The following is a 17,800-nucleotide window of genomic DNA, read 5'->3' as shown; positions in this document are numbered from 1 at the left end:
TTTCGCGGCGTACCCGGGCGGACCCCTGCCGCAGGGCCCGCGCCCTACAGGAGCGGGCCCTCCGGCAGGGCCGGGTGGTCGCTGCCGCCCTTGCGGGGCGCGGCCGGGCCGGACGCCGTCGAGCCGAATTCGCCCGCGCCGGGGCGGGCGGACGGGTTGAGCAGCGCCTGGTACGGGCCGACGGCACCGATCCCCAGTCGGCGCAGGGCGGACCAGACGGTGACCTGGTTGGCGGAGAGCACCGGGATGCGCAGCTCCGCCTCCAGCTGGGGGATGACGTCGTAGGTGGGCAGGTTGGTGCAGCTGATGAAGAGGGCGTCGACCGGCTTGCGGCGGACGGCGCGGTGGGCCATGGCGGAGACGTCCCGGTAGGGGACCTGCCAGATGTGGTGGGTCAGGCCGAGGTTGGCGCGGGCGGTGACCTCGATGGCGCCCCGGGCCAGGTACCGCTCCAGCGAGCGGGTGACCGACCTTGTGTAGGGCGTGACCAGGGCTATCCGTCCGGCGCCGAGTTCCGCGAGGGCTTCGAGCAGGGCGCCGGAGGTGGTGACGGAGGGGACGCCGCCGGCCTCGGTCATCGCCGCGCACATGGCGCGCTCGCCGGCGTGGCCGCCGACGAAACTGCCCGAGGTGCAGGCGTAGGCGAGGACCTGGGGCTCGGCGGCTCTGAGAGCGCGGACCGCCTCGTGGAGCGTGGCGTGTTCGCTGACCAGCCGGGCGAGGTCGAGGCTGACCTCGACGGGGACGTACGGCGTCCGGGTGAGATGGAGCGAGACCTCGTCGGGTACCCATCGCCAGAGTTCCCGGTCGAGTGCGAAATCGAAGGGTGCGACCACACCGACACCGTGCTGAGGGTGCGGTCCGCCCAGAAAGGAGACGTCCATGAGCAGGCCCCAATTTTCGATATGACGCTCGCGGAACCGGCCGTGGCCGGGAGGGGTGCGGGATGCCGGCGCGTTCACCGGGACGTCGGGACAGAGCCTGAAGCGTGTGATCGGCCGGGGACTCTCCGTGACTCCGGCGGCTCCCCGTGGCGAAGGGCTTCTGTTGACGACGGTAGTTTCGGGTGCCAGCGTGGTCAATCCGCACGTCTCGGACAGCTTCGGACCGGCCTTCGCGGCCGGTACCCACCACGGAAGCGGAAGCACGTTGCCCATGGGTTTCCCGCACGTATCCGACGAGGCGCCCTCGCCTCACCCGACGCGGGGCCGCCCCGCGGAGCCGACTCTCCTGGTACTCGACGCGGACCCGCCGCCTCGGCTGGAATCACTCGCCGGACGGGCGCGGGTCCTCCACGCGGACGCCGCCTCGCTGGCCTCGCTGCTGCCCGAGGCGGACGTCCTGCTGGTGTGGGACTTCCTCTCCGACGCGGTCCGCGGCGCCTGGCCCGGACCGGGCGCGCGGCCCGGCTGGGTGCACACCGCGAGTGCCGGTGCGGACCGTCTGATCTGCCCGGAGCTGGTCGCCTCGGACACCGTGGTGACCAACGCGCGGGGCGTCTTCGACCAGCCCATCGCCGAGTACGTGGCCGCGCTGGTGCTGGCCTTCGCCAAGGACCTGCCGCGCACGCTGGAGCTGGGGGCGGCCCGCGAGTGGCGTCACCGGGAGACCCGGCGGGTGGCCGGAACGCGCGCCTGCGTCGTCGGCTCGGGTCCCATCGGCCGGGCGATCTCCCGGGTGCTCACCGCACTCGGGGTGCACGTCTCGGTGGTCGGCCGCACGGCCCGTAGCGGAATCCACGGGCAGGAGGACCTGGACGAGCTGCTCGCCGCCTCCGACTGGGTGGTCTGCGCCGCACCGCTCACCGACGAGACGCGCGGCCTCTTCGACACCGGCCGGTTCGCCCGGATGAGGGACTCGGCGTACTTCGTGAACATCGGGCGCGGCGCCCACGTCGTGGAGGCGGACCTCGCCGCCGCCCTGGCGGCCGGGCGGATCGCGGGGGCGGCGCTCGACGTCTTCGCCGAGGAGCCGCTGCCCGCCGCCAGCCCGCTGTGGCAGGCGCCCGGGCTGGTGGTCTCCCCGCACATGAGCGGCGACACCGTGGGCTGGCGCGACGAGCTGGGCGAGCAGTTCCTGGAGCTGTACGCCCTGTGGGAGGCGGGCCGGCCGCTGCGGAACGTGGTCGACAAGGAACGCGGGTACGTCCCGGGCCACTGACGCCCAGGGCCTGCCCGACGGCCCCCGCCCGGCGGGTACGCCACCGGCCGCGCGGAAGACCGCCGTACGGAACTGATCGGCTGCACCCGGTCCCCCGCGGACCGGCGAACCCCAGGAGGGGCGGATGACCGACCGCATCGCACCGACCGACACCGAGGGCCCTACCGCCGCCCCGCCGCCCGCCGTCCCGGGGGCCCAGATCCCCGCCCCCGGGACGAAGGCACGCCCCGCCCCGCCCACCGCGACCGCCCTGCTGGCCGCCTACCGGGCGGGCACGCTCAGCCCGGTCGACGCCACCCGGGACGCGCTGGCCCGGATCGCGGCGACCGAGCCGTCGGTCAACGCCTTCGTCCGGGTGGACGGCGAGGCGGCGCTCGCCCAGGCCGAGGAGTCGGCGCGGCGCTGGGAGCGCGGGGAGCCGGCCGGGCTGCTGGACGGGGTGCCGGTCACGGTGAAGGACATCCTGCTCCAGCGCGGCGGGCCGACGTCCAAGGGGTCGCGGACGGTCCGGGCCGAGGGGCCGTGGGAGGAGGACGCGCCCTCGGTGGCGCGGCTGCGTGAACACGGCGCGGTCCTCCTCGGCAAGACGACGACCCCGGAGTTCGGCTGGAAGGGCGTGACCGACTCCCCGCTGAGCGGCGCGACCCGCAATCCGTACGACCCGGCGCTCACCTCCGGCGGCTCCAGCGGCGGCGGGGCCGCTGCGGTGGCGGTCGGCGCGGGCCCCCTCGCGCTCGGCACGGACGGCGGCGGGTCGGTGCGCATCCCGGCCGCGTTCTGCGGGGTCTTCGCGCTCAAGCCGACCTACGGGCGGGTGCCGCTCTACCCGGCGAGCGCCTTCGGGACGCTGGCGCACGTCGGGCCGATGACGCTGGACGCACGGGACGCGGCGCTGATGATGGACGTGATCAGCGGGCCCGACCCGCGCGACTGGTCGCAGCTGGGCCCGGTCGCGGAGGGCTTCCGCACCGGCCTGGACGAGGGGGTGCGCGGGCTGCGCGTCGCCTACTCCCCCACCCTTGGCGGCCAGGTCGCCGTCGCCCCGGCGGTGGCGGCGGCGGTGCGGGCCGGGGTGGAACGGCTGGCGGCGCTGGGCGCCTGGGTGAGCGAGGACGACCCGGACTTCACCGATCCGGTCGACGCCTTCCACACGCTGTGGTTCAGCGGGGCGGCCCGCGTGGTGCAGCCGCTGGGCCCCGAGGCGCGGGCCCTGCTCGACCCGGGGCTGCGGGAGATCTGCGGGCGGGGCGAGCGGTACAGCGCGCTGGACTACCTGGCGGCGGTCGACACCCGGATGGAGCTGGGCCGCCGGATGGGCCGCTTCCACGAGCGGTACGACCTGCTGGTGACGCCGACGCTGCCCCTCACGGCGTTCGAGGCGGGCCTGGAGGCGCCGAGGGGGTCGGGTCACCGCCGGTGGACGGGGTGGACGCCGTTCACCTACCCGTTCAACCTCACCCAGCAGCCCGCGGCCTCCGTACCGATCGGCACCGACGCGCACGGCCTGCCCGTCGGCCTCCAGATCGTCGGGCCGCGCCACGCCGACGCCCTGGTGCTGCGGGCGGCGCACGCCCTGTACGCGGCGGGCGCGGCCGGCATCGCACCCCCCGCGCTCTGACCGGGCGTACGCCCGCCGCGGTGGGCGTACGCCCCGGAGCGGAGTCGCCCGGTAACGCCCCTGGGTCCGGACCGGTGTCCGGCTCCCGGGGGCGCGTGCGGGGGCGCACTCAGGCGCGGCGAAAGCTCAGGGTCTCGCCGAGCGCCCCCGCGCGCCAGAGGTCGTTGCAGGCGGCGGCCATCTCCTCCAGGCCCTCGACGACCGTGCCCCAGACGATGCCGGGAATCCAGCCCAGGTCGCCGTTGATGAGCAGGTTGTTGCGCTCGTAGAAGAGGGCGAGGTCGACGAGGGTCGCCCCGGCCCGCACGTCCGCCCCGGTGGTGTCGTAGCCGTAGGCGCGGTTGCCGAGCTGGGTGCCGTTGAAGGTGAAGTAGCAGAGGTCCCCGGGGATGGGGGTGACCGTGGGGTTCTCCAGGGGCGGTTCCTGGGCGGCGAAGGGTTCGAAGAGGGCGTAGACCTCGTTGCGGGCGTACTTCGCGTGGTAGACGTCACCGCTCAGTGGCAGTGCCTCCCACACCGCCGCGCAGGTGACCGGGGCCTTGTCGTCGAGGAGCCGTGCGGTGCAGTGGACGCCCCGCCCGGGCAGGGAGATGTCGAGGAAGCGTTCGGTCATGCGCCCATGGTGCCCACTGCTCCCGGCCGCCCTCTCGCGCGACATGGGCGCAAATTCATCCGCATACCTTGGTTGAGTTCGGGTAGCCGCGCGCCCATGGTTCCGAGTAGACGACGAGGCATACGACGAAGGTCGCTCCTCGCCGGTGCGGCCGTGCTGGGCACGGCCGGGGCGGTGGGTGCGACGGGCTGTTCACGGGTGCCCCAGGGCAGCACGCTGGAGCGGCTGCGCTCCGCCGGCACGGTGCGTCTGGGCATCGCGGGGGAGGTGCCCTTCGGGTACATCGACGAGAGCGGCGAGTTCACCGGAGAGGCCCCGGAACTCGCCAAGGTGATCTTCAAACGGCTGGGAATAGCCAATGTCCAGCCGGTGGCGACCGAGTTCGGCTCGCTCATACCGGGGCTTGGCTCCCAGCAGTTCGACGTGGTGTCGGCAGGCATGTACATCAACAAGGAACGGTGCGGCCAGGTCCTCTTCGCCGACCCGGAGTACCAGATGCTGGACGCCTTCATCGTCCGCAAGGGCAATCCCGAGAACCTCCGGAACTACCAGGACGTGGTCAAGGCCAAGGCCAGGTTCGCCACCGGCGCCGGGTACGCCGAGATCGGCTACGCCGTGGAAGCCGGGATTCCCGAGAAGGACATCGTGATCCTCCAGGACCAGGTCGCCGGCCTCAACGCCGTCGAGTCCGGCCGCGTCGACGTCTTCGCCGGGACCGCGCTGACCACCCGCACGGTGGTCGCCAAGAGCCGCAAGGCCGAGGTCACCGAGGCGTTCGCCCCGCTGGTCGGCGGCAAGGAGAAGGTCGACGGCGGCGGCTTCGCCTTCCGCCTCAACGACACCGAGCTGCGGGACGCGGTCAACACCGAGCTGCACAAGATGAAGAAGAGCGGTGAGCTCTTCCGCATCCTGCGCCCCTTCGGGTTCTCGAAGGACGAGATGACCACGATGACGGCGAAGGAGCTCTGCGCCGTATGACGACCGGTCTGTGGGAAAACTGGGTCCTGCCCGGCATCTGGGTCACCGTCCAGCTGACGGTCTACAGCGCCGTCCTCGCCACCGTGGTGGCCTTCGGGATCGGCATGGCGCGGACGCACCGCTCGAAGTTCGTGCGCTTCCTCGCCGGCTTCTACACGGAGATCTTCCGGGGCACCTCGGCACTGGTGCTGATGTTCTGGCTGTTCTTCGTGGTGCCGCCGCTCTTCGGCTGGCAGTTCGTGCCCATGTACGCCGCCGTGCTCGCTCTCGGCCTGTCCTACGGCGCGTACGGCGCCGAGGTGGTGCGGGGCGCGCTCAACTCGGTCACCCCGGCTCAGCGCGAGGCGGGGGTCGCGCTCAGCTTCACGCCCTGGCAGCGGATGCGCCTGATCCTGCTGCCGCAGGCCGTGCCCGAGATGATCCCGCCCTTCAACAACCTGCTGATCGAGCTGCTCAAGGGCACCGCGATCGTCTCGCTGCTCGGCGTGGGTGACGTCTCCTTCGCCGCCTACCTGGTGCGGCTGGCCACCCAGGAGAGCGCGCAGATCTACACGATCTCGCTGCTCATCTACTTCGTCATCGCCTTCGTCCTGACCCGGGGCATGCGCGCCCTGGAGACCAAGGCCAAGGCCGGCATCGGGCAGAAGCCCGAGAAGGGGCCGGGCCTCATGGCCAAGCTGGGCCTGCGGCAGGGGACCGAGCTGTCCGACAAGCCCGGAGGTGCCGGCATATGAACTGGGACTGGTCGGCCGTCGCCGACTTCATGCCGCGCTTCTGGGACGGGGTGCTCGTCACCCTCCAGGCCACGGTGATCGGCTCGCTCATCTCCTTCAGCCTCGGGCTCGTCTGGGCCATCGCCTTCCGGGCGCCGACGCGGTTCGTCCGCTGGCCCGTCACGGTCGTCACCGAGTTCATCCGGAACACGCCGCTGCTGGTGCAGCTGTTCTTCCTCTTCTTCGTACTGCCCGAGTGGGGCGTCCAGTTCTCCGCCCTCACCACCGGCATCATCGCCATCGGGCTGCACTACTCGACGTACACCGCGCAGGTCTACCGCGCGGGCATCGACGCCGTCCCCGTCGGCCAGTGGGAGGCGGCGACCGCGCTGAGCCTGCCCGCCCGCCGCACCTGGACCGCGGTGATCCTGCCGCAGGCGATCCGCCGTGTGGTCCCGGCCCTCGGCAACTACGTCGTGTCGATGCTGAAGGACACGCCGCTGCTGGCCGGCATCGGCGTGCTGGAGATGCTCCAGCAGTCCCGCCTGGAGGGCGCCGCGACCTTCCAGTACACGGAACCGCTGACCGTCGTCGGCATCGCCTTCATCCTCATCGCCTACCCGGCGTCTCTTCTTCTGCGAGCCCTGGAGCGTCGTCTTGTCCGCTGACACCACCCCCAGCAACCAGGAAGCCAACCCGCCGGTGGACGGGAAGGAGCTGATCCGCTTCGACAAGGTCACCAAGCGGTTCGGCACCAACACCGTCCTCGACGACCTGAGCTTCGGCGTCGACTCCGGCAAGCACGTCACCCTGATCGGGCCGTCCGGTTCGGGCAAGACCACGATCCTCAGACTCCTGATGACCCTGCTCAAGCCCGACGAGGGCACGATCAAGGTCAACGGTGACTACCTCACCCACGAGGAGCGGGGCGGCAGGCTCGTCCCGGCCGGGGAGAAGCACATCCGCGAGGTGCGCAAGAACATCGGCATGGTGTTCCAGCAGTTCAACCTCTTCCCCAACATGAAGGTGCTGCGGAACATCACCGAGGCGCCCGTCACCGTGCTCGGCCTCTCCAAGGACGAGGCGGAGGCCCGCGCCCGCGACCTGCTGGAACTGGTCGGGCTCACCGACCACCTCGACAAGTACCCCTCGCAGCTCTCCGGCGGCCAGCAGCAGCGCGTCGCCATCGCCCGCGCGCTGGCGATGCGGCCGCAGGTGCTGCTCCTGGACGAGGTCACCTCGGCGCTCGACCCCGAGCTGGTCGCGGGCGTCCTCGACGTGCTGCGGGACATCGCGCGCAGCACCGACATCACGATGCTCTGCGTCACCCACGAGATGAACTTCGCCCGGGACATCTCGGACCAGGTGATGATGTTCGACCAGGGGCACGTCATCGAGACAGGCACCGCCGAGAAGATCTTCGGCGACCCGGACCACGACCGGACCCGCGAGTTCCTCAGCGCCGTCCTCTGACCCCCGGGCACCCCGCAGGGCCGGTACGCCACCACGGCGCACCGGCCCTGCGCCGTGCGCCCCCGTGCGCGCAGGCGGGCGTCGCGGGTATGCCACGGGCACGTGCCAGGATGGCGCGTTCCTGACCAGCGGGGCGGCCAATCGCCCAACAGCCCGGCGCACGGGGGAGCTTGGCGGCTATCGTGACGACGAGCCCAGCGATCCGCGTCCGGTCCAGGCAAGGGGAAACCGTGGCACTGACCTACGAGTCCGCCGCCCCGTACCGCTCCGTCCGCAGGGCGCTGCGGGTCCTGGAGACCGTCTCCCGCCACCCCTCGGGCATCACCGAGCCACGCGTCGCCGCCGCCACCGGCCTGCCGCGCGCCGAGGTCGCCGGGCTGCTGCGGATGCTCCGCGCGGAGGAGTACGTACGGCGGCTGCCCGACGGCGGGTACGTCGCCGGGGCCTTCGGCGGGGAGCCGGGGCGGGCCGTGGTGCGCGGGCGGCTCCAGCGGCAGCTGGAGAAGCTGCGGGACAGCATCGGGGCGGCCGTCTACGTCAGCCGGTACGTCGACGGGGAGATCCGGGTCACCGACGTCGCCGACGGCCCCGGAGCGCCGCGGGTCAACGAGTGGGTCGACTTCCGGTCGGCGGCGCATGCGAGCGCCATCGGGAAGAGCCTGCTGAGCCAGCTCGACGTGAACGGGCGCCGGGACCACCTCGCCCGGCACCGCCCGGCGCGGCTGACCTCCCACACCATCACCAGCGAGCGCGCGCTCTTCACCCGCCTGGAGGCGCACGCGCCCAGCGTGCCCGTGCTCGACCTCCAGGAGTACGCCGTCGGCACCGTCTGCGCGGCCGTCCCCCTCACCGCCGGCGCCTCCGCCAACTGCCTCGCCCTCTCCCTCCCCGTCGAACGCGCCCACCGCCTCCACGACGCCTCGCTCGCGCTGAACCGCAACGCGGCGCCCGTCCTGCTCTCGCTGGCACTGTGAGGCGTGGCGGGGCCGGGCGGGGTGGGGCCGGCTAGCCCCAGCCGAGGTCGGCCGAGAGCCAGTGTTCGGGGCGCATGGCGAGGGTGAGGAGCCCGGCGGAGTCGGTGTCGGTGACGCCGGTGCCCGAGACGTAGTCGTCGACCCCCTCGGCGTCGAGGTAGCGGGACGCCTCGGTGACCATGTCGTCCACGGTCGTGGGGGTGGCGGCGATCACGGGTCCGTCCACGCTGACGTAGAGATAGGTGGGCTTCGTCTGCTGCACCAGCAGGCTGAACCGGCCGGCGGCCGAGATGAACCGGGCCTTGACCGAGTCGGCGCCGGTGATGATCCGGACCTCCCCGCCGGGCTCGTACCAGTACCAGATCGGCACCGTCAGCGGCGCCCGCCCGTCCGCCCGCTCCACCGCGAGGGACGCCACGTGCCGGCCGGCGAGGAATTCCTCGCGTTCCTGTGCGCCGAGTGCCATGGGGAAGGTCCTTTCGTCGCGCCGCCCGGTGAGCCGCCTCCCTGGGTTGATGCCAGGCGGGGTGGCCGCTCTCGCGCGCGGACGCCGCCTCTCCCCCGATCGGACGCGCCGCAGCGGCGGCGGTCCCCGTGTGAGGCGGACCACGGCCGGGTGGTCGGGAGCACCTGTCGGGCCGGGTATTATTTTCTCGTCAGCGCGCGCCGCTAGCTCAGTTGGTTAGAGCAGCTGACTCTTAATCAGCGGGTCCGGGGTTCGAGTCCCTGGCGGCGCACAGACAAGGAGAAGCCCCTCGCGGAAGCGGGGGGCTTCTCCCGTACGTGCAGGAAGACGCTGCGGCCTGCCCACGGGGCGCGGCGGGGCCGGCGGCGGCGAGGTGCCGCGGGGGGACGCCGCCGGGACACGGCGGACAGGCCGCACACGGACACAAGGGTCGGTATCGAGCGCTTTCGGCCGATCCGCCCCCTCGACGCGAACCGCTCCCCGCCTTCCGGAGACTTGCGCCCACCGGCCGGCGGAACCGGCGCCGCCTCACCCTCCGGTACCCCGCCCGGCGCAGAACGCCACGGTCAGGTCGCGCACCAGCGCCTGGTACGCGCACTCGTCCGGCTCGACCAGGCCGCGCGCGGTCAGCCGCCGCACCGTCTCCTCGACCGCGTCGACCGCCTCCGTGAGAAGGGCGTCCCGGTGCAGCGCGTCGAGCGCGGCCAGCCGGCGCCGCCCCATCGCGGCCGCCACCTCGGGGGCGTACTCGATCCGCACCGGCTGCACCGCGAACACCTCCAGCCCGGCCACCGCGGCCGCTCCCGCCACCAGCCCGGTCAGCTCCTCCGCCACCGCCTCCGTGTGCCGCAGCGTCGGCACGCCCGGGCGAAAGGCGTCCACCGGCCGCCGCGACACCACCCGGGCGAGCGCCGCCTCCGCGCACTCGGCGAGGTGACGGGGTACGTCATCCACCGCGTACGCGGCCCGCGCGGTATCGGCCACCCGCCACACCGCGTGCAGCACCACCCGCACCGCCACCCCGTCGGTGTCCACGGCGGGCAGCGGCTCACTGCGCCAGTGCCGCACCCGTACGTCCATCCGGCGCCGGCCCACCAGCGGGTTGAGCCAGACCAGGCCGGTCCTGCGCACCGTCCCCCGGTACCGGCCGAAGCGGCCCCGCACCCAGACCCAGCCGGTCCTCCCCCGGGCCAGCCCGCCGAGCGACACCGCCGTCACGGCACCGGCACCGGCGGCCAGCGCCCAGGCCGTCGCCCCGCCGGCCTCGGTCCCGGGCGGCGGCAGCCAGGCCACCGCCGGGAGCAGGCCGCCCCACCACAGGGCGGCCCCGGCGGTGGCTGCCCCGCCGGTGGCCGCGGCCACCGCGAGAGCGCCGGGAAGTGAGGGCGCCGGGTGCTCGGCGGGGACCGCCTCGTCCAGGGCGGACGGGCAGCGCAGCACACCGCGCGGGGCGGCCCGTTCGCCCCGGGACGGTCCGGCGGGGCCTCGCTGCCGGGCCGCCGCCACGGCGAACCCAGCCTCGGGGTCCGGCCGCGGCGCGAACGGGTCGGGCAGGCGCACGGCCCCGCCCTCACCGCCCCCCGGCTCCTCGCGGAAGAGCAGGTGGACGGGGATCTCCATGGTGTCGGCGCTACGGATGAGGCGGACCGCCCGGCTCGGGGACCCGGACGTCTCCGTACCGCCGGCCTCGGCGGCGGGGACCGGGGTGGAGCCGGTGGCCGATCCCGTGGCGGACCCGGGCGCGGGAGCCGGCGGCGCGGTCGGCCCCGCGTGCGGGGGTGCCGGGTCCGGGGCCGCCGCTCCGGGACCGGCCTCGGCGGCCGGGTCGGCGGGGCCGGGGAGGCCGGCGCGCGCGACGGGTTCCGCGAGGCCGCCGCACTCGCGGCCGGTACCGCTGCTGGTGGTGCCCATCCGTGCCTCCGTCAAGAGAAGAGTCGCCGCCTGGTCTCACGGCCCGGGGCTCCGTCGGCCTGCGGGCCGCGCCGGCTCCGCGCGCGCGGGAAGTCATCGGTGCCGCGCCGGCCGGTCTCGCTCCGGCGCCGCCCCGGCCCGCGCCGATGGTCGCGGCCGGACCCCTCGCCGCCCGAACCCCTCCCCCGCCGGGCGGCTGCGGCCGGGCCGGAACACGGCCGCCCCCGGGTGAGCGGGCACGGCACCGGCTCGCTCGGCGCCGGGCGCGCCGGGCGCCGCCCGCTCCGCCGGGATGTCCCGCCCCCTCCCCTCGGCCAGGCCCCGGTACCGGTACGGAAGAAACCGCGAGCCGTTGGTCCAGTAGGCGTACGGGGTGGCTTGTCTGCGGGTGGCGGGGCGGGTCTGCTCGTACGCCGTGTACTGCGTGCGGGAGCTGTTGGTCCAGCCGCCGAAAAGGGTGACGTGCGAGCCCTTCTCCGGGTTCTCCGCATTGTGGAAGAGGAGAATGTCGCCGGGCCGGAGTTCGTCCTTGGTGATGCGTTCGGCAAAGCCCGCGAGGCTTCCCGTCCATTCGCTGCGGCCCAGGTTCCAGGCCATCGAGACGAACCCCGAGCAGTCCTGCCGGTACCCGTCGGCCCCGTACCCGTCCATGGCGTACGGGACCTTCGCGCGGGTCCACTTCTCGGCCCGCTCGATGATCGCCTCACGCGTGGTCGGCGGGGTGGCGGGCGGGCCGGGCAGCGGGACGGACGGCCGTCCGGGCGGGCCGTAGAGCGGGGCGGGAGCGCCCTGCGGGCTGCCCTGCGCCGCGTCCGTGAGCCGCGCCGGAGCCCCGAGCGAGGGGGGCGGCTCGTCGGCGAGGGCGGGGGTGAGGTGGCCGCAGGCGACGGCGACGGCGGTGGCGGCCAGCACCAGGGCCCGGCGCGCCCGGTCCCGGCCTCGCTGATGTACCGCCAGGAAATCCCCGCCGGAAATCCGGAACCGGGCGCATCCGGCGCAGTCGCAATCGACCCCGGGGTGGAATTCCTCGAATGCGGGGGACCGCACGCCTTTCCCGTCGCGAGCCGTGGTGAATTCGACACACATCTGCACGGGCGTCAGTTTCTCAACGGGCCGGTGCGGGCGCATGCTGACGACCCGGCGAACGGGCGCGGCCGGCCTCCGCCGGAAGGGGCTTCCTCCGGCGTTCCGCGGCCTGCGGCACCGGACGCCGGGCACCGTCGCCACGCGCCCGGGGGTGACCTGGGTCACCCCCGGGCGGTGCCGGTACGGGCGTCCGGACCACTCCCCGGCATCGGGTAGAGTTGTGCAGGTCAGCGCGCGCCGCTAGCTCAGTTGGTTAGAGCAGCTGACTCTTAATCAGCGGGTCCGGGGTTCGAGTCCCTGGCGGCGCACCGACACGAAGAGGCTCCCTGCGAAGCGGGGGGCCTCTTCTGTTGCCGTCCCGGCCCGCAGGCGCACACCCTCGCCGCGAACGCGCCCCCTCCGCACCCCGCGAGCCCCGCCCCGGGCACCCTCTTGCGATCATGCGGGCAGGCGTAGAACCCTGACCTGGAGCCGCGGGCTCGGACGAGGCGGGCGTCCCGGGACAGAGGGGGACCGGACGACCGCCACGGGGGGAGACGGGGAGGGGGCCCGTTCGAAAACGGGCGCGGCTGAGGGCATCATGCAACCGGAAGGCCGCCCGAGCTGTCTGAGGTGAGGGACACCGCGCCGCACAGGCGGGTGCGCCTCCCACTGACGCGTCCGCGAGGTCCGGGGGAGACCGTCGCCGGGCGAAAGGACCAACGACCACGCGGGCCGTGCCCGCGTGCGGGGGGAATGACACATGACGTCGAGCCCGACGGGTGGGCGGAGCGAATCCGACCCGTCACAGACCACCCAACTGCGGGCGGTGTCGCACCGGACGGGCGGAGCGCGGCGCATCAAGAAGACGCTGCCGCGCTACGACTACGAGCACTACAGCAGACTCGCCGGCCCGCTCACGCAGCCGGACCCGTCCAAGCCGTACAAGGTGCGCTACCGCTCGCTGCTCTCGCAGGAGCCGCACCGCATCCGCGCGGCAGCCCTGCTCTGCGCCGCTCCCCTGCTCTCGCTCACCCTCTTCGTCTGGTTGATGCAGCCCGAGCACTGGACCGAGCGGGACTACCCGGCGTACGACTTCCTGCCCGCGCTGGACACGGTCATGCTCGTCTCGATCGGGCTGATCGAGTTCTTCCGCTGCATGAACGTGATATCCAACGCGCACGCCACGCTCGTCGCCCGGGACCCGATACCCGTGGTGCCCGAGACGGGCACCAAGGTCGCTTTCCTCACCTCGTTCGTGCCCGGCAAGGAGCCGATCGAGATGGTGACGAAGACCCTGGAGGCGGCGGTCAAGCTGCGCCACCGGGGTCTGCTGCACATCTGGCTGCTGGACGAGGGGAACGACCCGGAGGTCCGCGAGGTCTGCGAACGCCTCGGCGTGCACCACTTCTCCCGCAAGGGGGTGGCCCGCTGGAACCAGGCGAAGGGCCCGCACCGCGCCAAGACCAAGCACGGCAACTACAACGCCTGGCTCGACGCGCACGGCGACGACTACGACTACTTCGCCTCCGTCGACACCGACCACGTGCCGCTCCCCAACTACCTGGAGCGGATGCTCGGCTACTTCCGCGACCCGGACGTCGGCTTCGTCATCGGCCCGCAGGTCTACGGCAACTACGACACCTTCGTCACCAAGGCCGCCGAGTCGCAGCAGTTCCTCTTCCACGCGCTGATCCAGCGGGCCGGCAACCGCTACGGCGCCCCGATGTTCGTCGGCACCTCCAACGCGGTCCGCATCAAGGCGCTGAAGCAGATCGGCGGCCTGTACGACTCGATCACCGAGGACATGGCGACCGGGTTCGAGATGCACCGCGCCAAGAACCCGGCCACCGGCAGGAAGTGGCGCTCCGTGTACACCCCGGACGTGCTGGCCGTCGGCGAGGGCCCGACCGCCTGGACCGACTTCTTCACCCAGCAGCTGCGCTGGTCGCGCGGGACGTACGAGACGATCCTCAAGCAGTACTGGAAGGGCTTCTACTCGCTGCCGCCGACGAAGCTCTTCAACTACACGATGATGATCATCTTCTACCCGATGTCGGCGCTGAACTGGATTCTGGCCGCGCTGTCCTGCGCGCTCTTCCTCGGCCTCGGTGCCTCCGGCGTCAACATCGACCCGACGATCTGGCTGATGCTCTACGGCAACGCCTCGGCGCTCCAGATCGGCCTGTACATCTGGAACCGCCGCCACAACGTCTCGCCGCACGAGCCCGAGGGCTCCGGCGGCGTGGCCGGCATGGCGATGTCGGCGATGTCGGCGCCGCTGTACGCGCGCTCGCTGATGGACTCGGTACTGCGCCGCAAGAGCAAGTTCGTGGTGACGCCGAAGGGCGACTCGTCCAGCCCGGACACGCTCTTCGGGACCTTCCGCATCCACCTCTTCTTCATCTTCGTCTTCGCCGCCTCGGTGACGGTCTCCTTCTTCTTCGGCAACAACCACCCCGCCATGATCGTCTGGGCCACGCTCGCCCTGATGATCACGGCCGCGCCGATCGTCGCCTGGCGGCTGTCGATGCGCCAGGAGCGGCGGAGCAAGGCCGCGCACGCGGCGGGCCGCCCCCAGCCCGCCGTCCCGGAGCCGGGCGCCGGGCCGACCCCGCCCGGCGAGCCCGCCGCCCCGCCGGGGCCGGACGGCCGGCCCCCGGAGCAGGGGCAGCCCGGGCCCAGCTGGGCCGCCAACGACCAGACGATGCAGATCGCCCTCGGGGGACGTAAGAAATGACCGACCGCACCACCAGCCGCCGCCGGGCCCGCCGTCTCGCCATCGGGGGTGCCGTGGTCCTGGCCGTCGCAGGCATGAACGGGCCCGCGCTGTACCGTTTCGGCTCGGCCCAGTACCACGAGTACAAGATCAACCAGCCGGAGTACAAGGCGGAGAACGGGCACTGGGACTTCGTCGACATCCCGGCCAAGTACCGGCTCAACACCATCCACGCGGCGCTGCTGCGGACCGGGAAGGTGCTGCTGGTCGCCGGGTCCGGCAACAACCAGGCCAACTTCGACGCGAAGAAGTTCGACACGACCCTCTGGGACCCGGTCGAGAACACCTTCAAGAGCATCCACACCCCCAACGACCTCTTCTGCACCGGCCACACCCAGCTCGGCGACGGCAAGCTGCTGGTGGCCGGCGGCACCAAGCGGTACGAGAAGCTCAAGGGCGACGTCACCAAGGCCGGCGGCCTGATGGTGGTGCACAACGAGGACCCGGACGCGCCGAAGACCATCAAGGCCGGGACCAAGTTCACCGGCAAGGAGAACGGCCAGACCTTCGTCGCCAAGGACAACATCACCGTCGAGCGCGCCGAGAAGATCTTCGACAAGGAGACCGGCGCCTTCCTGCGGACCGAGGCGGGCCTCGGCCGGGTCTACGTCGAGGCGGAGCGCAGCGGCCGCAAGTACGAGACCGGCACCGAGGACAACTACCGCGTCCAGGGCCTCAAGGGCTCCGACACCCGCAACCTCTACGGCATCGCGCAGAAACTCGCCCTGGACAAGAAGGACTTCCAGGGAATCAAGGACGCCTACGAGTTCGACCCGGTCGCGGAGAAGTACATCCCCGTCGACCCGATGAACGAGGCCCGCTGGTACCCGACCCTCACCACCCTCTCCGACGGCAAGGTCCTCAGCCTCTCCGGCCTGGACGAGATAGGCCAGCTGGTCCCGGGCAAGAACGAGCTGTACGACCCCGAGACCAAGAAGTGGACGTACGCCGAGGGCATCCGGCAGCTGCCGACCTACCCGGCGGTCTTCCTGCTCCCCGACGGCAAGCTCTTCTACTCCGGTTCCAACGCCGGGTACGGCCCGGCGGACGTCGGCCGCGACCCGGGCATCTGGAACTTCGAGTCCAACAAGTTCCGCAAGCTGCCCGGGCTGAGCGACCCCAAGCTGATGGAGACCTCCGCGACGGTGCTGCTGCCGCCCGCGCAGGACGAGCGGTTCATGGTGGTCGGCGGCGGCGGGGTCGGTGAGTCCGAGCGCTCCAGCAAGAAGACCCGGATCATCGACCTCAAGGACGACGCCCCGCGCTTCACCGACGGGCCCTCCCTCGACAAGGGCACCCGCTACCCGCAGACCTCGGTCCTCCCCGACGACAGCGTGCTGATCACCGGCGGTTCCGAGGACTACCGGGGACGCGGCGACTCCGACATCAAGGAGGCCCGCCTCTACGACACGGCCGAGAACACCCTGCGCCGGGTGGCCGACCCGGCGGTGGGCCGCAACTACCACTCCGGTTCGATCCTGCTCCCCGACGGCCGCGTCGTGGTCTTCGGCTCCGACCCGCTCTACGCGGACGAGGGCAACACCAAGCCGGGCACCTTCGACCAGCGCGTCGAGATCTACACGCCGCCGTACCTCTACAAGGACGCCCGGCCGACCCTGAGCGGCGGCCCGGAGAAGATGGCCCGGGGTGAGAGCGGCGTCTTCGACTCGCTGCACGCCTCCTCCATCAAGGAGGCCCGGCTGATGCGGCCGAGCGCCTCCACCCACGTCACCGACGTCGACCAGCGCTCCATCGCGCTGGACATGGAGAAGACCGACGACGGCATCCAGGTGACGATCCCGAAGAACCGCAACCTCGTCCAGGACGGCTGGTACATGCTCTTCGCCGTGGACGACGCGGGAACGCCCTCGAAGGCGGTCTGGGTGCACATCGACAGCTGACGCCCCGCCGACTCGTGTACGGACGAGGGCGCCTCCCCCGTGCTGGGGGGAGGCGCCCTCGTCGTAGGCCGGAGGCTGCCGCTACTTCGCCGCCTCGGCCAGCCCCAGCGCGTACTCGGGCCACCACTGCCCGGCCTTCGGGCCGCCCTTGCACTCGCCGTCGGACTCGCCGGGGCGCTTGACCCACAGGTAGGCGTCGACCAGGTCGTCGCCGGTCTTCGTGGTGGGGACCTCGCCGAGGGCGCGGCCGGGCGGGTTGCACCAGCGTTCGGCCGGGTCGCCGCCGGTGAAGGGGCCGTTGCCGTTGCGGCTGGTGTCGACGACGAAGGGCTTGTCGCCGACCTTCGCCGACAGTTGCCTGCCGTAGGCGACGGAGTCCTCGGTGGAGTAGAAGTTGGAGACGTTGACCGCGAAGCCGTCGGCCTCGGCGACGCCGGCCCAGGTCAGGGGCTCGAAGATCTGGTCGGGCTTGCCCCAGCCGGCGTTGCCCGCGTCCAGGTAGACCTTGGTGTCCGGCAGGCCCTTGAGGGTCTTGATCGCGCCCTTGAGCAGGTCGTACCGCTCCTCGTGGAACTGGTCGGGCGTGCAGCCGTCGACCAGGTGGAGGACGGCGTCCGGCTCCAGGATGACGGTGGCCGGGCGGTCACCGATGCCCTTGGCGACGGAGTCGACGAAGGCGCGGTAGGTGTCTCCGTCGGCGGCGCCGCCGCCCGAGTAGTTGCCGCAGTCGCGGTGCGGGATGTTGTAGAGGACCAGCAGCGCCTCGCGGTCGGCGGCCTTCGCCGCCTCGGTGAAGCCGCGCGCCTCCTCCTCGGGTTTCTCGGTGCCCAGCCAGTCGGCCACCGGCTGCTCCGCGATCCGGCGGACCGACGCCGCCTCGCCCTTCTTGCCGTCCTCCGCGAACTCGGCCGCCTGGCGGGCCGCGTTGCCGTCCGGGTTGACCCAGTACGGGTCCTCGCCCTTGGGCTGCTGGCTCACGCCGGGCTTCGCCTCGCCGCCGCTGTCGGACGAACCGGAACAGCCGGAGAGGAGCAGCGCCGCCCCCACGGCCGCCGCTCCCACCCCCCGGCGCCGGAAACCTCGGCCGCGGCCGGTGTCTTTGCCGTACATCCACTCCCCCTCAGGTGCGCCGTCGTGCGGCAATCCTGA

The 17,800-nt window shown here is 72.5% G+C and carries 15 protein-coding genes and 2 tRNA genes; 11 read left to right on the top strand and 6 right to left on the bottom strand.

Going from position 1 to position 17,800, the window contains the following annotated elements; genetic code table 11:
• Window positions 1-44 precede the first annotated feature (44 nt).
• Window positions 45-884, bottom strand: a complete 840-nt coding sequence (locus tag ACSLIC_RS18010; RefSeq protein WP_436738729.1) for a maleate cis-trans isomerase family protein — start codon at window positions 882-884, stop codon at window positions 45-47.
• Between the two features lie 271 nt (window positions 885-1,155).
• On the opposite strand from ACSLIC_RS18010, the gene ACSLIC_RS18005 reads away from it, so the two are divergent.
• On the top strand, window positions 1,156-2,160 hold the full coding sequence (locus ACSLIC_RS18005; RefSeq protein ID WP_436738728.1) for a D-2-hydroxyacid dehydrogenase: 1,005 nt from the start codon (window positions 1,156-1,158) through the stop codon (window positions 2,158-2,160).
• Between the two features lie 124 nt (window positions 2,161-2,284).
• Entirely contained in the window at window positions 2,285-3,778 is a 1,494-nt protein-coding gene (locus tag ACSLIC_RS18000; protein WP_436738727.1) for an amidase, read from the top strand.
• A 109-nt stretch (window positions 3,779-3,887) separates the two neighbouring features.
• Here the strand turns inward: ACSLIC_RS18000 and ACSLIC_RS17995 are convergent, their stop codons facing one another.
• Window positions 3,888-4,391 carry a DUF3830 family protein gene (locus ACSLIC_RS17995; RefSeq protein ID WP_436738726.1) on the bottom strand — a complete coding sequence of 168 codons (504 nt, stop codon included), beginning with the start codon at window positions 4,389-4,391 and terminating at the stop codon, window positions 3,888-3,890.
• A 96-nt stretch (window positions 4,392-4,487) separates the two neighbouring features.
• Between ACSLIC_RS17995 and ehuB the strand changes: the two genes are divergently transcribed.
• From ehuB to ACSLIC_RS17970, 5 genes are all read left to right on the top strand, one after another.
• The gene (ehuB, locus tag ACSLIC_RS17990; RefSeq protein ID WP_436738725.1) at window positions 4,488-5,369 is read left to right on the top strand and encodes an ectoine/hydroxyectoine ABC transporter substrate-binding protein EhuB; all 882 of its coding nucleotides are present in this window, start codon (window positions 4,488-4,490) and stop codon (window positions 5,367-5,369) included.
• On the top strand, window positions 5,366-6,103 hold the full coding sequence (ehuC, locus tag ACSLIC_RS17985) for an ectoine/hydroxyectoine ABC transporter permease subunit EhuC (RefSeq protein ID WP_436738724.1): 738 nt from the start codon (window positions 5,366-5,368) through the stop codon (window positions 6,101-6,103). The genes ehuB and ehuC overlap by 4 nt, the downstream gene beginning before the upstream one ends.
• A complete protein-coding gene (gene ehuD, locus ACSLIC_RS17980; RefSeq protein ID WP_436738723.1) occupies window positions 6,100-6,750 on the top strand; it encodes an ectoine/hydroxyectoine ABC transporter permease subunit EhuD in 651 nt (216 codons plus the stop codon). Before ehuC ends, ehuD begins: the two co-directional genes overlap by 4 nt.
• Window positions 6,740-7,555 carry an ectoine/hydroxyectoine ABC transporter ATP-binding protein EhuA gene (gene ehuA / locus ACSLIC_RS17975; protein WP_436738722.1) on the top strand — a complete coding sequence of 272 codons (816 nt, stop codon included), beginning with the start codon at window positions 6,740-6,742 and terminating at the stop codon, window positions 7,553-7,555. The genes ehuD and ehuA overlap by 11 nt, the downstream gene beginning before the upstream one ends.
• 230 nt (window positions 7,556-7,785) lie before the next feature.
• Window positions 7,786-8,529, top strand: coding sequence for an IclR family transcriptional regulator (locus ACSLIC_RS17970; RefSeq protein ID WP_436738721.1), 744 nt, complete (start codon window positions 7,786-7,788; stop codon window positions 8,527-8,529).
• Between the two features lie 31 nt (window positions 8,530-8,560).
• Here ACSLIC_RS17970 and ACSLIC_RS17965 read toward each other — a convergent pair whose 3' ends face one another.
• Window positions 8,561-8,995 (bottom strand): pyridoxamine 5'-phosphate oxidase family protein, encoded by a 435-nt coding sequence (locus tag ACSLIC_RS17965; RefSeq protein ID WP_436738720.1) that lies wholly within the window; start codon window positions 8,993-8,995, stop codon window positions 8,561-8,563.
• A gap of 197 nt (window positions 8,996-9,192) precedes the next feature.
• On the opposite strand from ACSLIC_RS17965, the gene ACSLIC_RS17960 reads away from it, so the two are divergent.
• Window positions 9,193-9,266, top strand: a tRNA-Lys gene (locus tag ACSLIC_RS17960).
• Window positions 9,267-9,523: 257 nt separating this feature from the next.
• Here ACSLIC_RS17960 and ACSLIC_RS17955 read toward each other — a convergent pair.
• On the bottom strand, window positions 9,524-10,906 hold the full coding sequence (locus ACSLIC_RS17955) for an SPFH domain-containing protein (protein ID WP_436738719.1): 1,383 nt from the start codon (window positions 10,904-10,906) through the stop codon (window positions 9,524-9,526).
• A 93-nt stretch (window positions 10,907-10,999) separates the two neighbouring features.
• The gene (locus ACSLIC_RS17950) at window positions 11,000-11,818 is read right to left on the bottom strand and encodes an NlpC/P60 family protein (protein WP_436738718.1); all 819 of its coding nucleotides are present in this window, start codon (window positions 11,816-11,818) and stop codon (window positions 11,000-11,002) included.
• 408 nt (window positions 11,819-12,226) lie between these two features.
• Here ACSLIC_RS17950 and ACSLIC_RS17945 point away from each other — a divergent pair.
• The 3 genes from ACSLIC_RS17945 to ACSLIC_RS17935 all read left to right on the top strand — a co-directional run bounded on the left by ACSLIC_RS17945 (window position 12,227) and on the right by ACSLIC_RS17935 (window position 16,651).
• Window positions 12,227-12,300: transfer RNA gene (locus ACSLIC_RS17945), tRNA-Lys, on the top strand.
• A 434-nt stretch (window positions 12,301-12,734) separates the two neighbouring features.
• Window positions 12,735-14,711 (top strand): glycosyltransferase family 2 protein, encoded by a 1,977-nt coding sequence (locus tag ACSLIC_RS17940; protein ID WP_436738717.1) that lies wholly within the window; start codon window positions 12,735-12,737, stop codon window positions 14,709-14,711.
• A complete protein-coding gene (locus ACSLIC_RS17935) occupies window positions 14,708-16,651 on the top strand; it encodes a galactose oxidase-like domain-containing protein (protein WP_436738716.1) in 1,944 nt (647 codons plus the stop codon). Before ACSLIC_RS17940 ends, ACSLIC_RS17935 begins: the two co-directional genes overlap by 4 nt.
• A gap of 81 nt (window positions 16,652-16,732) precedes the next feature.
• Here ACSLIC_RS17935 and ACSLIC_RS17930 read toward each other — a convergent pair whose 3' ends face one another.
• Complete coding sequence (locus ACSLIC_RS17930; RefSeq protein ID WP_436738715.1) at window positions 16,733-17,761, bottom strand: glycoside hydrolase family 6 protein; 1,029 nt, start codon at window positions 17,759-17,761, stop codon at window positions 16,733-16,735.
• Between the last annotated feature and the right edge of the window lie 39 nt (window positions 17,762-17,800).

Origin of the sequence: Streptomyces sp. BBFR102 (assembly GCF_051397025.1) — a bacterium.
Taxonomy (GTDB): Bacteria; Actinomycetota; Actinomycetes; order Streptomycetales; family Streptomycetaceae; genus Streptomyces.
This window is presented reverse-complemented; position numbering and strand designations above follow the sequence as displayed.